The sequence below is a fragment of the Streptococcus oralis genome (assembly GCF_006175905.1).
GTDB classification, from domain to species: Bacteria; Bacillota; Bacilli; order Lactobacillales; family Streptococcaceae; genus Streptococcus; species Streptococcus oralis_BG.
In genome coordinates this window covers 761,064-775,525 of record NZ_SSNB01000001.1, presented here as the reverse complement: position 1 = coordinate 775,525, position 14,462 = coordinate 761,064, and the positions used below count along the sequence as shown (strand labels likewise).

Below are 14,462 nucleotides of genomic sequence, written 5' to 3'. Positions count from 1 at the left end.
TCACTAAAAAAGAGCCCTCCGGCTCTTTTTATTTATGACTTAGTTTCTTGGTCAAGAAATCTCCCAAGAACTGGATCGTAAAGATAATCAAAATGATAATGATAGTCGCCAAGATGGTCACATCGTGATTGTAACGGTTAAATCCATAGGCAATGGCCACGTTACCGATGCCACCAGCACCAACTGCTCCCGCCATGGCTGTTTCTCCAACAAGGGAAATCAAGGTCACTGTCGTCACACGAATCAAATCTGGCAAACCTTCTGATAGATAAACACCCACGATATCCCAGAAGGTTGCTCCGCTCGCTTGAGCCGCCTCAATGACACCACCATCTAACTCAGCCAAGACAACCTGCACCTGACGGGCAAAGAAGGCAAAGACCGCAAAAGAAAGGGGGACAAGGGCTGCATTTGGCCCGATACTTGTTTTGACAATCAAGTGAGACAGTGGCGACATGATTGCCAAGAGGATAATAAAGGGAACCGCACGGAAAATAGAGGTAATCTTGTCTAAAATCCAAAAGATAACCTTATTTTCCAAGACACCACCTGGCGCTGTCAAGACAAGGAAGAGACCTGCCACCAGCCCCAAGAACCCTCCGATAATAAAGGAAAGAACTGTCATATAAAGAGTTAGGTAAATGGCTGTCCCCCAGCCTGCTTGACCAGCCCAGCCCATCTTATAGACATTTGGTAGATAAGTTTGAATCAACTCTGTCATTTTACTGTCCTCCCTTCAATACTTTTAACTGTACACCAGCCTGACGGATGGCTTCTTGAGCACCTACTAGCGCTGCTTTTTCACCTGACAAGACCACAACCAATTCTCCGACAGGAGTGCCGTCGAGAATCTCGATATTCCCATAGAGGATATTAGCCGTTACTTGGTAATGTTTGTACAATTCATTCAAAAGTGGCTCGTCTGTCGAAGCCCCTGCATACTTGAGCTGCACTAAGATACTGTTCTCAGATAAATGTTCTACGATTTCTTGCTTCTCAATCTTGACCATGGCTTCGTCAATACCTGTAGCTGTTGAGATAAAGTCCTGTGTCAAAGGTTGTTTAGGGTCTGAGAAGATTTCAAGGACACTGCCTTCTTCAATCAAACGACCATCCTGCATGACTGCCACACGATTAGCAATGTCTTTGACAATCTGCATTTCGTGTGTAATCAAGACAATGGTCAAGCCTAATTTTTGGTTCAAATCTTGCAACAAAGCCAAAATCTGCTTAGTTGTCTTAGGGTCAAGGGCAGAAGTTGACTCGTCTGAAATCAAAATTTTCGGATCATTTGCCAAGGCACGCGCAATGGCCACACGCTGTTTTTGCCCTCCAGATAGTTGAGAAGGGTAGTTTTCAGCACGATCTGCCAAACCAACCAAGTCTAACAACTTAGCCACTTTGGCTTTCTTTTCTTCCTTGCTGAGCCCAGAGTGTTTGAGGGCAAAGGCCACATTTTCCTCTGCTGTCTTTTGACTCATCAGGTTAAAATGCTGGAAAATCATCCCAATGTCTTGACGCTTCCGACGCAACTGCTCTGCAGTCAAGGTAACCTTACCATCAAAAATCACATCGTCGTCAATGGTAATTTTGCCTGCAGATGGTTTTTGCAGGAGGTTAATCACCCGAACTAAAGTGGATTTTCCTGCTCCAGAATATCCAACGATACCGTAGATATCCCCTTCTTGGATGTGAATGGTCACATCCTTGACCGCTGTGATGGTTCTCTTCTTCTGATGAAAAGTCACATCGATCTGATCTAACTTGATAATATCTCTACTCATAGCTTCTAATCAGCTCCTCTACTAATTCAATATGGGTGTAATAATCGGCGATTCGCACGTTTTCATCTCCGCCATGGTCTCGGCTATTAGCATTTCCTAGACCGAAGGCCACCATAGGTACCTCTAGGGCATCAAAGACCGTATGCATAGGTCCTGTTCCCGCTGTTGTCGGTAAGACCGATACGCCCTGTGGATAGAATTTCTTGGCCAACTCGATTACGTTGAGAATGGCTAGTGCGCTCATATCGCTTCGATAGCTCATCTCTCCCAAGGTATAGTATAATTCTACCTTATCAAAGCCATTTTTGTCTAGCTGTTTCCGAATTTTTTCCAGAACATCATGCGGTTCTAAGCCAGGAACCAGACGAACCTCTAACTTAGCACTGGCTTCTGCTGGCAAAATCGTTTTAACACCCTGACCTTGATAACCAGACTGGATTCCTTCGATATTGAGGGCGGGCTCGAAAAAGAATCGTTTGAGAAAGGCAGCGCGCTCCTCTTGTAAGAGAGGCAATTCCAAGCCGTAAATGCGACTAATTTCCTCAGGATTGCGTTGGGCGTAGGTATCCACCAAGGCTAGTTCCCGTTCATTCGGCTCTTGGGCATCCTCGTACAAACCTTCGACCAAGATACGACCATCTGCAGCGCGTAGACTACTTAAGGCCTGAATAAGATACCATGATGCTGACTCCACAACACCACCATAACTCGAGTGAATGTCCACGTCCGCACTTTTCACCTTGGCATCAAAGGTCACAATCCCCTTATTTCCACCAGAAATTTCTAGCTGTTCCAAGGCATTTTTGGTTCCTTGTTCCCAGACTAGCAAGTCCGCTCCACGAAGTTTATCTGCGTGTTTCTCTAAATACTTATCTAGATCCATGGAAGCAGATTCCTCTGCCCCTTCCATGATAAAGCTGATATTGACAGGGAGGTCATCGTGGTGCTGCATATACTTTCTCAAAGCACTCAAACGAGCTGTGATGTGGCCTTTGTCGTCGTCAACACCACGTCCATACATAAAACCATTTCGCACAGAAAGGGTAAAAGGATCCTCTGTCCATACTTGGTCGCCATCCGCTGGCACGGTGTCATAGTGATTATAGAAGATCAAGGTCTTGGCATCCGGACGTGAACTCTTGAAATGCGCCATGACAAAGGGAGCCGTGTAGCTCTCATCAATCTCCACTTCAGCCCCTACACGCTTGAAAATCTCACCCAGATAGTTTGCGACCTCCTTGAGTCCAACCTGTTGGGCAAAGACTGATTTCTTGGAAATCAAGGTGCGCAAGACTTCAAAATAATGTTGGGCCACATGATCCTTCTCAAATTTTTCAATCTGCTCTTGTTCGCTAGGAAAAACCATTTTCTCTCTCTTTCTACTACGTACTTGCGTCCTCAAAACGACAACAAGTGCCTCTTTAAAATCAACTCTCTATACAAAAGCAAGAGGTGGAAACTCTCTCCCACCTCCCTGTGTCTTATTACCAAACTGGTTGGTCCAAACCGTCTGATGTTTCTTCGATAACTTTTTTCACTTCATCAGTGTGGTAAGCTGCGATAATTTTCTTGATGGCATCAGCCTTAGGTGATGATTCCCAATCTTTTTTCGCAACGATGATGTTGTACCATTGTTTTGAGTTTTCATCAGCTTGTTCTTTGAAGAGTGCTTTCTTGTAGTCCAATTTTGCTTCTGTAACGAAGGTATTGTTTACAACGGCAGCATCAACTGATGACAATGAACGAGCTGTTTGGCTAGCGTCCAATTCAGTAATCTTCAAGTTCTTTGGATTTTCTGTGATGTTAGCAACTGTTGCAAGTGCAGTTCCAGAAACATCCAATTTGATCAAGCCAGCTGATTGAAGCAAGTAAAGTGCACGGCTTTCGTTTGTTGCATCGTTTGGTACGGCGATTTCACCGTTATCTGGGATTTCTTCCACTTTGGTATACTTGTTTTCTTCCCCATTTTTACCTGAGTAAAGGCGGATTGGTGAGATGTAGGTATCTGCAATCGCTACAAGGTCTTTCCCGTTTTCTTTGTTCCAGTTGTTCAAGAAGTTGTAGTGTTGGAAAGCATTCAAGTCTACTTCGCCATCAGCAGTTGCCTTGTTTGGTTGTGAATAGTCTGTGAACTCTGTGAATTCCAATTTAATTCCATCTTTTTCAACCAATTCTTGGATTTTATCCCAACGCGCTTCTTCAGAACCGCTACGGTTAACTGTTGCAATTTTGACAACTGTTTCGTTGTCTGCTTTCTTTTCTGAATTTCCGCAAGCTGCAAGAGTCAAACCTGCGACTGTAGCAAGAGCTGCTACACCGAGCCATTTTTTAATTTTCATGATTCTATCTCCTTTAAAAATAATACCGTAATAGTATCTCATACTTTATTTGATTTAGCAAATTGTTATTAGATAGGCAGACATATAGTTTGAAACTATATACCTAAAAATTGAGAAATCACCCATTTTAATCAGAATGGATGATTTACAAACTTATTTGATGTCAGCTTCTGCTGGTAGGTAAGAATCACCAAAGAACTGTTGAGATAGCTTTTCAAGTGTTCCATCTTTGTAGAGTTCTTGGATGCGTTTGTCCACAAATGATTTCAACTCATCTTGACCTTTAGCAAGGAGTGGGTAAACATAAGGTTGTTGGTCGCTTGGAAGTTCGATGACTTTCAAATTGTCCAAACCTTGGTTTTTGATAACTGTCTCAACACCAATCTTATCAAAAATCTTGTAATCAAATTGTCCATCACTCAAACGAGACATGATTTGTTGGAAATCTGCCTTAGTGTAGTTAAGAACCGTTGGATTGTCCGCATGTTCTGTGTTGTATGCTTCCAATTGTTTAGCTGAGGTTGTTCCTTGAACAACTTCAGTAGATTTTCCACCGATATCATCGAGAGATTTGATGCTATCGTCGTCTTTCTTCACAACGAGAACGTTAGGATTTTTAGCAGTTGGTGCTGCGTAAAGGTATTTTTCTGCACGTTCTTTGGTATAGCTGAGGTTGTTAACAGCCATTTGATAACGGTCACTATCAAGTCCTGGGAAAATACCTGACCACTCTGTCTTTTCAAACTTGACAGTATACTTGTCTGAGTCTTTAAAGATCGCGCGAACCACTTCAATCTCGTAACCAGTCAATTCACCATTTTCTTCATAAATAAATGGTTTTGGTGAACCGTTAGTTGCTACGACGATTTCTTTTTTACCAGATGTTGCTTCACCTGATGCTGCATCTTTCTTATCTCCACCTGAGCAAGCTGCTAGTAGACCTGCGGCAACAAGCCCTAGGGCAGCAAGAGATGAATATTTAACGATTTTTTTCATGTCATTTCCTCCAAAATAGAATACTGTATTATCTTAACAGAAAAAAGGAATTTACGCCATTATATGATATCTATCTCGGTGATAGGTTTTTCTTATGGCTGGCTAAAAGACCAGACGCAAGACTGCAATCAAGACCACTCCAAAGAGAACTGTAGCAACTAGATTGCGGTAGCGAAAGGCTACCCAAACCGTTGGAAAGACTGCCAAGAAGTCCAACCACTTGATCTGAGGAAGGCTCCCAACCTTACCTGACACCACACTTGAAAGAATCAAGGCAAAGATGATAGAGACAGGCAAGAACTTCAAAAATCGCTCTACGATAGCTGGCAACCCCTTGTACTTGACCAAGATGAAAGGAATCATACGGGGAACCCAAGTCACTAGGCCCGAAAAGATAATGGCTAACAAAAGATATTTACTGACCATCTAAAAGCACCCCCATCGTACAACCAAGTAGCGTCGCAAACAGAACAGCTAGTGACTGAGACACCACTGTCAAGAGCAAAAAGAAAGACACCGTAACAACTGCTAGGATCTTCAGCAGATTGCGGACAGGAATCCGTCTTTGCATAATCTGGAACTGCGAAGCAAAAATCCCGATAAACATTCCCACAAGGGCAAAATCTAAACCAAAAATTTCTGGATTTGGTAGGAGTCCACCTAGAGCTGTTCCGACTACTGTCCCCACAAACCAAGCTACATAGCTGTTGAGATTGTTCCCATGCATCCACATAGGATTGACCTTGTCTGTATGGGCTAATTCTCCCATCAAAACCCCGTAAGTCTCATCTGTCAAGAGGCTAGACATACCGATATTTTGCCAGAGACTAGTATGACGGAAATAGGTCGATGCATGCAAGCTCAGCAAAAAGAGGCGCAAGTTGATCAAAAAGACCGTCATAGCAATAGCTGCGACAGGTGCTTGGACCGCAATCAATGCTAACATGGCAAACTGGGCGCTCCCAGCATAAACAAAGAGGCTCATCAAGCCCATCTCAACAGGTGTCACATAGGGCGCACCGATAATCCCACAAGCCAGACCAATGCTGACATAGCCAAGGGCAGTCGGCATGGCCGCCTGTACACCTTCCCAAAATCCTTTTTCTTTCATCCTTCTCCTCATATTCTCTCCAATTGAGGCTGTTCGTTATCACAGCCACAGCACGGACTATTATAACATATTCAAATAAGGGAAAAAAGTTTAGAGTTTGAAACTTGAAGCTAGTAAACATTGTAAAAAATGTTACCTGTTTATGGATACATGAGAAATTGATCCACTCGAATCATATACTTGTTGGCTTCAGTTTTTTCAGCATCTTCATCTTCTGTCGGATAGACATCGACCCAGAGTTCCCACTGTTGTCCTTTCAGCTTGACCTTGTAGCGATAACCGTCATCATAGAGTCCTACCGGATCAGTGGTCATGGACTGGTAATCTGGGAGTTCTTCCAATTCTTTTTTTACAGTCTGGGATAGATTGTTGATCACTACTTGTTGCTCCCCTTTTGAAGCTACAGTAATATGAGCTGTCGCTTCTTCCAAGCGATGCGATTTTGAAAATGTGAATCTTACTCGACCTGTATGGCCCTTCAAAGAAATATTTTCGTAATCATAGAAAAGGCGACCTGTTTTATAGAAATAAGGGTCTTCTGCACGCCAAGTATCGCGATAGGCCATTTCCTCTTCTTCCACCACTTGGCTAGCCTCTCCAAATACTTCTTCAAAAGATTTAACAGGCATACCAAACGAAAGGGATTCAAACAAAACTAGTTGCGTCTTGTTGATATTATGGCAAGCTGATAAAAGCATGAGTAAAGCTCCAAGAGCAAGTAAACTACTGATTATTTTTGTAATTTTCATATTTTTACTATACTAAAAAACTCTATCATTTGTCCAAGATAAAAGAGTTAACCATTAACTGACTTCTATTCTAGGGTATAGAAGGAAAGGATTACGATGCATGCCTCCGATATTGACTAATCCCAACCCCATATTTCTTATCTTCAGGTTTCTCATGATAACCTAGTTCTGTTGGATAGACTTCAACCCAGAGTTCCTCCATTTGTCCTTGTAATTTGGCTTTATATCGATAAGAATCTTTCTCGAGTCCTAGCATTTCAACAGTCAAAGACTGATAGTCTGGCAAAGTTTCAATCTCTGTTTTTATAAACTGAGATAAATTGTTGACCAGTTCTTTCTGTTCCACTTTTGAATTGATAGGAAAAGAGACTCTTACTTCTTCTAAAGTATGCCATTTTGAAAATGTGAAATCTGCACGAACAGTATAGTCTTTCCACCTCATGTTTTCGTAATAGTAGAAGAGGCGACCTGTTTTATAAAAATAAGGGTCTTCTGCACGCCAAGTATCACGATAAGCCATTTCTGTTTCCTCAACAACTTTATCAGCTTCTCCAAATACTTTTTCAAAAGATTCTGTGGACATATAAAAGGAAAGAGATTTAAACATGACTAACTGCGTACTAGGAAATTCCAAATTTTTAAAGTTTTGGTAAGATTTTATAAATAAGATTAGCACTCCAATAGCAAGCAAACTACTAATTATTTTTGTAAATTTCATATTTCTACTATACAAGAAAACTCTAGGATTGACAAACTTTGAATTTTTCGATTACATTTTGAGATTTGTTCTCTAAATTTTGAGGAAACAAAGAATTGATCAAAAACTAGTAACAGATAGTCAAAATAAAAAAGACTGGCAATCCAGTCTCAAACACATATTATACAAATTCTCCGCTAAATGCTCTCACGAATATTCAAGAGCATGACAAATGCGGTTAGGAGTAATAGCAATAGAATAAAGCTGACCGCTAGGGTCCCAAAACTTGTAGCAATCGTTACGAAGACGATTGTGAATAGACTTGGTAAAACAACCGTAATCGCACCAATAGAGGATTGAACCGCTCCCATTGACTCCTCAGGTATTTGTTTAAAGACGAGTTCTTGAAATCTAGGAGAGAGTAACCCTGCAATGAAGGCATCCAAGGAGCTGAAAAGCAGAATCAAGCCAAAATGAACTGTGGCAAATCCTACTAGAAGGAGTAACTGGATGACGACCGAAGCGTATAGAGCTGTTTTTATAGAAATCATATTTTTCAGATAGCCACTCACAAGGCTTCCGATAATAAGTGCTAACAATTCTAGTGTTGATAACAAAGCAAGAGATTGACCAGTTTGTAAATTCAAAAACGGTTGGTTTCTTAAAAAGAGAGTCGAAATAGGAACAGTGACATTGATCACAGCTTGGCTGATAGAGACGATAAATAAAATGAAGATCACTCTATCCATATTCCAGATCAATTTCGATGATTGGAACAAATGCTGGCAAAACGATTTTATAGAAAGACCTTCTTGATAGCTAATTGTTTTTTCAACTTTCAAAAGATCATTTTTTATGAGAAGAATACCTACAAATGCTATCAGAAACGTCAGAGCGTTTAGTAAGGAAATGAACTGAATGGAAAGAATTCCTAGTAAAATCCCTCCTAGAATATTACTGATTGTCCGAACTAAACTAACTGTTGATTGTTTAAAACCAATGGCTTCTGTCAGATGTTCTTTCCCAATGATTCTTATAAAAATAGGAGTTAGCATGGCTCCTGAAAAGTAACTCAATGTATCTGACAAAAGGTTCATCAAACAAATAAAGAATACTAGCCATAAGGAAAAGGACTGCCCTGAAAGCGAAAGTGCCACTATAGAATAAAGTACAAATTTGACAAAACTAATAACCGTATACTTTAGAACACGATAATGTTGAAAATCAGCCAAAACTCCCATAAAGATTTGCAGAACTTGAGGAACAGTCTCTGAAATCGTAATGAGTAAAATTGCCAAGGGGGCAAACGAAGCATCTGCCACATAATTCAAAAAAGCAAGATAAAAAATCGTATCCCCAACCGTTGAAATCCACTGATTGATGGTTAATTGCCTAAAATCTCTATTTTGAATAAATACTTTCATCGCAACTCCTTTTTGAATTCAAATGGGAACTTTTCCCCAAGAATAGACCGATATTGCTGAGCACCTAAAATTACAGCAACGGTAAAATTTGACCAATGCCATTGTAAACTATATGCAGTCCAATAGGCCAATAAATGGACTTGGTCACCCTAAATAAGACTGCAAATATAAGACCTCCACCCATATAGAAGACAAAGTCTGTCAAGACCCAACCATGACTACTAATGTGCAAGATTCCAAACAAAGCAGCCGAACCGAGCACATCCAGTCCCCATTTCTTCCCTTTTTCCAGAGCAGTCATCACCAATCCACGATAAATCATCTCTTCAAAAATGGGACCTGCAATCACAGGATAAAAAAAATACATCAAAAATGCCGTAGCTCCTGTAAAAGTAGAAGCAGCATGTTGATAAGAAATTTCATTTCGAGTAGGTGGGAAAAGAAAAAAGGTGACGAAATTCCAAATAACAAAAGCAAGAAGTGCTAAAAAGTAATAGAAAAGATAAGAACCTTTAAATTTTCTACTGTTGATTTTCTGCCATTTCCCTGACCAAACCATAACAATAAAAGCAAGCAGAACCACCAGAAAATTCAACATCATATCTGACAAATAATAGGCAAAGTCAGATAGACCAGCAGCAAGGTCGCTATGTAAAAGCAAACGAATCAAGAACTGGTCAGCAATGACAAGTAGAATAGCTATAAACAAGTAGTAGCGTGAGATTATCTTTTTCATTCTATTTTCTCCTATACTATGAAATAAAGAAAGTATAACACGGAAACCACCTCATTTTAGAAAATCGCATATTTGACATTTTTTCTTATAGTAATTTCTTATTTGCGATTGTTTGTTAATCGATAAGTTCTTTGTATTGCTGTAAGCGTAGTTCAAAAAGGGCTGTTAATTGGGGATTCTCTAATACCTGCAAAGATTGGATAAAGTGTTCAATCTCTTTTTGATTGCTTCCCTTGGTCTGAAGGAAAATGCTCATCTTCTTTAGAAACTGCCACAATACTTTCTCAAAAACATCGTATGGACGGAGCATACTCTCCAACTCGGCTTCAAAGATTGGGATATAGGAGAAAAGTTTGCGCTCCATGAGCTCTGAGATAATATTTAACAGCCCTTGTTTCATATACAATCGATTGTGTACTAACTCTTTAAATTCCTTTGATTTTTCAAGTAAAGAGGTTGATAAAAAAATCAAATCTTGATTGCTCAAGAAAGGCATGGTATTGCAAAAAAGATAGAGTTCAAACCAGGTCCAAGATTCAATAGCATAGAGATAAGTAGTCAAAAACTCCCTATCCTCCTCTTCTAGCGGATAGTTTTTATCTAAGGAATGGATGGCATTTTTAATCACAATAGCATTCAAACGACGATAGGTCTGCGCCATCTGTTCTTGCTCGACTTCCTCCAACAGTTGCTCTAAGCCAGCAATATCTTGATGGGCAAAGCGATCCACAACCCTTCTACCAATTCGCATATGTGGGGATTCTTGATAGTTGTTGAGCTTGTGTCCAAATTCATCGAAGGTCACATTTATCCCTTGGATCGCTAGGATCAGCTTATCCGCAGACAGCATAGACTGCCCTAGTTCAAACTTGGATAGCTGGGATGCTGTCAGTCCATCACAAGCCACATCTGACTGCTTGAGCTTTCTCGCCAGGCGCAATTCCTTGTAAAATTCTCCCAATTCCATTTTTTCAATCATAGCCAAACTCCCTTTACTATTCTATTCGTAAAAACTTTTCCTTTTTTAGCATATTATAAAATATTTTAGCAAAAAAGCCAGCTTCAAGCTGACTCTTTATTCCATGGTATCAAAGGCGAGACTTGGTTTGGCATTGAGGTCCAAGTCTGCAAAGTTTTCTTTGTTCCACTCGCTGACACTGGCATAGGCAATCATACCTGCATTGTCTCCACAGAGACGCAAGGGTGGAATGATGACCTTGACATCTTTGATTTCGTCTGCCAAGCGTTCTCTGAGACCTTTATTGGCTGCCACGCCACCTGCCACGACAAGGGTTTTAACAGGGTATTTTTCTAAAGCCTTCTTGGTTTTTGCCATGAGAATATCCATGACAGCTGCTTGGAAGGAAGCACACAAATCCTCTGTAGACAAGCTTTCTCCCTTTTGCTCAGCATTGTGGTGAAGATTGATAAAGGCAGACTTCAAACCTGAGAATGAAAACTCCAGATTGTCTTCCTTGATCATGGCACGAGGGAAGTCATAAACATCCTGACCTTGATGGGCCAACTCGTCAATCTCGCGACCGGCTGGATAGGTCAAGCCCATGACACGACCGACCTTGTCATAAGCCTCCCCAACTGCATCATCTCGGGTCTCCCCAACAATCTTATAATCGCCAGCCTCAGAAACATAGACCAACTCTGTGTGCCCACCACTGACCAAGAGTGCCAACAAAGGAAACTCCAAAGGCTCCACACTCTGAGCTGCCATGAGGTGCCCAGCCATGTGATTAACAGGGATAAGCGGAAGTCCATGTGCCCATGCAAAGGCCTTAGCAGCTGACAAACCAACTAGTAAAGCTCCAACTAATCCTGGCCCATAGGTGACGGCAACAGCTGTCACATCTTCTTCGCTAATCCCTGCTTCTGCTAGCGCCTCCTCGATACAGGCTGTAATAACCTCGACATGGTGACGACTAGCAACTTCTGGCACTACGCCCCCAAAACGTTTGTGGCTCTCAATTTGACTAGCAATGACATTGGACAAGAGCTGGTCGTCGTTCTTTAAGACGGCGACACTGGTCTCGTCACAGGATGTTTCAAATGCTAAAATATATCTATCCTTCATCTATTTCTCTCTTCATGATAATGGCGTCCTCGACTGGGTCATGGTAGTAAGCCTTTCGCTCAGCGATGACCGCCATCTTTTCTTTCTTGTAAAATGCTTGCGCTCGGTGATTAGATTCCCTCACTTCGAGGAAAATCTCCTTATCCGTCGGCAACTTTGCAAACAAGGCTGACGCAATCCCCTGACCCTGATAGGCTCCTTTGACAGCGATTTGCAGGACTTCTGCCTCAAAGAGATTCTCCTGAACGGCTAGAAAGCCAATCACTTCTGCCCCACCATAAGCCAGAGCATACCAAGTCTGATCTTGGGACAGGTCTTCTTGGATTTGTTCCAGCGTCCAAGGGCTGACTGGGTAAACAGCTGCCATGACAGCATAGATGGGTTGAGCTAGTTCAGGCTGTTTTTGGATTCGTTTGATTTCTATCATAAGCGTTTAATGTAAGACTCGCCAGACTCGGTGTGATTCTTGAGCCAGTTTTCCTCGGCTTCGACACGCTTGAGGTAATTTGGCACAAAGTCGTGCAAGGAGGCTGCTTTCTTGTCCCATGCCCAAAGAGCTAGATTAGCTGCATTTGGCAAGGTTTCTTGGTAGCTAGCTTGTGGCAGATGCTCTTGGATTTGTTCCACAAAGGCTCCAACTTCTCCGACAAAGGTTACCTGTTCAGCATTCTTGACCTGCTCTAGCACTTCCGCAAAAGACAGGTGCGCTTCTGGAAAGACTGACTGGGCATTTTCGTAAAATCCTGCATAAACATTATTGCGGCGGGCATCCATGACAGGAATGACCAAACCTTCCACCTGTTTTGGGATTAAAGCCAGCAGACTAGACACACCGACCAGCTCAATCTTGAGAGTATGAGCCAAAGTCTTGGCAGTGGCTACCGCAATTCGTAAACCTGTGTAGCTACCTGGTCCCTCTGCCACCACGATTCGATCCAAGTCCTTGGGTGTCAGGTCCAGACTTGCCATCAAAAAATCGATGGCAGGCATAAGGGTGATACTGTGGTTTTTCTTGATATTGATCATAGTCTCGGCAAGAACTTGCTTATCCTCTAAAATGGCTAGAGAAAGAGCCTTGCTGGACGTATCAAAAGCTAATACTTTCATAACACATTCCTATCTTTTTGTCTGCTTACTATTATACTACAAAAGCTGACGCATGGGAATTTTCTTCTTTTTGAAACAAAAGGGCCTGCCACTTAGACAAAAAGAAGTGTAAATAAGTCATATATACCTTAACTCGATTTTCGATGTGAGAAATCATCGTCATAACAATAAAGATAGCACCTAAAAATAGAAAAAGTCCATCCCATCTATCAAGACGAGGTGGATTTTCTGTATATCTAGAGGAATAATTGACTTTAGGCATTTAAACCAAAGTAGAAAACAAGCCAGACAACATAGGTTACAAGGAGGAGAAAAATTGAATAGAGCGTCACAAAAGCAAGCTTCCAAAGGAACTTTGTTTTGCGGTGTTCCAGATGAACAAACAGGGCATTCCCCCCATAGACACAAGCTACAAAGACTACAAACACCAAGAGGCGAACCCCTACTGCAAATTCAAACAAACTAAACATTCTTAATCCTCCTTTTGGTATTGCTATTTTTATATAAACTGTTGACAATGTTGGTCTATCAATGTTAAAATGTAATTCAACACTGGTAGGAAAATCAGGTTGAGTCGTTGACTCTTCGGGTTGCAGTGCTATCCCTGAAACTTTGGTTTCTAAAGAACTGAAATTGCGATTGAACAATTCGCCCCCATTGTTTGACTGCTCTTGACTTCGGTCAGGAGCTTTTTGATGCTTTTAAAGTTGATTCCCTCAGTAAGTTATAGTAAAGTATAAATATCGAGAGGATAACGTAGGGCGACTGGTAACAGAGCGTTCAGTTGGTTATCTTCGTTAAAAGTGTAGATGATTTTTTGATTGGCAAATCTATCTAAATATTGTTGTGCTGACCGTTGCAAAGCATCCGCATACTTATTTAAAGTCCTTATGTTCGCATCTTCAGGGTATTTGTAGCCACCACGCAACCGATAACTTGACTTCACTGACTTGTCAATGTTAAAATATAATTGAACATTGGTAGGAAAATCAGGTTGAGCCTTTGGCTCTTCAGGCTGTGGTGCTGTCCTTGAGGGTTCGCCTTCTAAATAACCGGAATTGCGATTGATTAGTTCGCCCCCAATGTTATTAGTAGGCTCTTGACTTTGATCAAGGGCTTTTCTTTGCCTCTTTAGTAAACACTCCACTCCATGCTATTTCTACATCGTTATACTTATAGATTGACTTCTTAGCCTCATAGATGATAAAATAAGGTAAAGGTTGAGATTTGGTCTGACTTGGTGACAAGTCTTTCAAAGGTTGTGATTCAATCACTTCAGGTAATGGTGCTGCCCCTTGAGCTTGCTCAGAAAGATCCCTTAATTTTGTCTCAGCCTTTTTGTTTGCTCTCGAGATTTCTCAAGAGCTTTTTCTTTTTTCAAAGATATCATTCTGTCCCAACCATCTACATCAACGATTAATGAAACTAGAACT

At 41.3% G+C, this 14,462-nt stretch carries 17 protein-coding genes; all 17 read right to left on the bottom strand.

What is annotated here, in order from left to right; translation table 11 throughout:
- Nucleotides 1–28: 28 nt before the first annotated feature.
- The 17 genes from E7Y33_RS03850 to E7Y33_RS09505 all read right to left on the bottom strand — a co-directional run bounded on the left by E7Y33_RS03850 (nt 29) and on the right by E7Y33_RS09505 (nt 14,176).
- On the bottom strand, nt 29–721 hold the full coding sequence (locus E7Y33_RS03850) for a methionine ABC transporter permease (protein WP_000137507.1): 693 nt from the start codon (nt 719–721) through the stop codon (nt 29–31).
- A gap of 1 nt (nt 722) precedes the next feature.
- Nucleotides 723–1,784: a methionine ABC transporter ATP-binding protein gene (locus E7Y33_RS03845; RefSeq protein WP_139689697.1), complete on the bottom strand. Its 1,062-nt coding sequence runs from the start codon at nt 1,782–1,784 to the stop codon at nt 723–725.
- Nucleotides 1,777–3,150, bottom strand: a complete 1,374-nt coding sequence (locus tag E7Y33_RS03840; protein WP_139689696.1) for a M20 family metallopeptidase — start codon at nt 3,148–3,150, stop codon at nt 1,777–1,779. The genes E7Y33_RS03845 and E7Y33_RS03840 overlap by 8 nt, the downstream gene beginning before the upstream one ends.
- A gap of 118 nt (nt 3,151–3,268) precedes the next feature.
- A complete protein-coding gene (locus E7Y33_RS03835; RefSeq protein WP_000694533.1) occupies nt 3,269–4,123 on the bottom strand; it encodes a MetQ/NlpA family ABC transporter substrate-binding protein in 855 nt (284 codons plus the stop codon).
- A gap of 153 nt (nt 4,124–4,276) precedes the next feature.
- A complete protein-coding gene (locus E7Y33_RS03830; RefSeq protein ID WP_139689695.1) occupies nt 4,277–5,119 on the bottom strand; it encodes an amino acid ABC transporter substrate-binding protein in 843 nt (280 codons plus the stop codon).
- A gap of 102 nt (nt 5,120–5,221) precedes the next feature.
- Nucleotides 5,222–5,545 (bottom strand): AzlD domain-containing protein, encoded by a 324-nt coding sequence (locus E7Y33_RS03825; RefSeq protein ID WP_139689694.1) that lies wholly within the window; start codon nt 5,543–5,545, stop codon nt 5,222–5,224.
- A complete protein-coding gene (locus E7Y33_RS03820; RefSeq protein ID WP_000659756.1) occupies nt 5,535–6,230 on the bottom strand; it encodes an AzlC family ABC transporter permease in 696 nt (231 codons plus the stop codon). Before E7Y33_RS03820 ends, E7Y33_RS03825 begins: the two co-directional genes overlap by 11 nt.
- A gap of 140 nt (nt 6,231–6,370) precedes the next feature.
- Nucleotides 6,371–6,979: a hypothetical protein gene (locus E7Y33_RS03815; RefSeq protein WP_025172597.1), complete on the bottom strand. Its 609-nt coding sequence runs from the start codon at nt 6,977–6,979 to the stop codon at nt 6,371–6,373.
- Nucleotides 6,980–7,070: 91 nt separating this feature from the next.
- Nucleotides 7,071–7,697: a hypothetical protein gene (locus tag E7Y33_RS03810; RefSeq protein WP_000673207.1), complete on the bottom strand. Its 627-nt coding sequence runs from the start codon at nt 7,695–7,697 to the stop codon at nt 7,071–7,073.
- A 176-nt stretch (nt 7,698–7,873) separates the two neighbouring features.
- On the bottom strand, nt 7,874–9,100 hold the full coding sequence (locus E7Y33_RS03805) for an MFS transporter (RefSeq protein WP_139689693.1): 1,227 nt from the start codon (nt 9,098–9,100) through the stop codon (nt 7,874–7,876).
- Nucleotides 9,101–9,170: 70 nt separating this feature from the next.
- Nucleotides 9,171–9,836 (bottom strand): CPBP family intramembrane glutamic endopeptidase, encoded by a 666-nt coding sequence (locus tag E7Y33_RS03800; protein ID WP_139689692.1) that lies wholly within the window; start codon nt 9,834–9,836, stop codon nt 9,171–9,173.
- 115 nt (nt 9,837–9,951) lie between these two features.
- Nucleotides 9,952–10,815 carry an XRE/MutR family transcriptional regulator gene (locus E7Y33_RS03795; RefSeq protein ID WP_139689691.1) on the bottom strand — a complete coding sequence of 288 codons (864 nt, stop codon included), beginning with the start codon at nt 10,813–10,815 and terminating at the stop codon, nt 9,952–9,954.
- A 96-nt stretch (nt 10,816–10,911) separates the two neighbouring features.
- Entirely contained in the window at nt 10,912–11,922 is a 1,011-nt protein-coding gene (gene tsaD / locus E7Y33_RS03790) for a tRNA (adenosine(37)-N6)-threonylcarbamoyltransferase complex transferase subunit TsaD (protein WP_139689690.1), read from the bottom strand.
- Entirely contained in the window at nt 11,912–12,349 is a 438-nt protein-coding gene (gene rimI, locus E7Y33_RS03785) for a ribosomal protein S18-alanine N-acetyltransferase (RefSeq protein ID WP_139689689.1), read from the bottom strand. The genes tsaD and rimI overlap by 11 nt, the downstream gene beginning before the upstream one ends.
- Nucleotides 12,346–13,029 (bottom strand): tRNA (adenosine(37)-N6)-threonylcarbamoyltransferase complex dimerization subunit type 1 TsaB, encoded by a 684-nt coding sequence (gene tsaB / locus E7Y33_RS03780; RefSeq protein ID WP_139689688.1) that lies wholly within the window; start codon nt 13,027–13,029, stop codon nt 12,346–12,348. The genes rimI and tsaB overlap by 4 nt, the downstream gene beginning before the upstream one ends.
- Before the next feature lie 254 nt (nt 13,030–13,283).
- Nucleotides 13,284–13,499, bottom strand: a complete 216-nt coding sequence (locus E7Y33_RS03770) for a hypothetical protein (RefSeq protein WP_071851717.1) — start codon at nt 13,497–13,499, stop codon at nt 13,284–13,286.
- 254 nt (nt 13,500–13,753) lie between these two features.
- Entirely contained in the window at nt 13,754–14,176 is a 423-nt protein-coding gene (locus E7Y33_RS09505) for a hypothetical protein (protein ID WP_237665639.1), read from the bottom strand.
- Nucleotides 14,177–14,462: the final 286 nt, after the last annotated feature.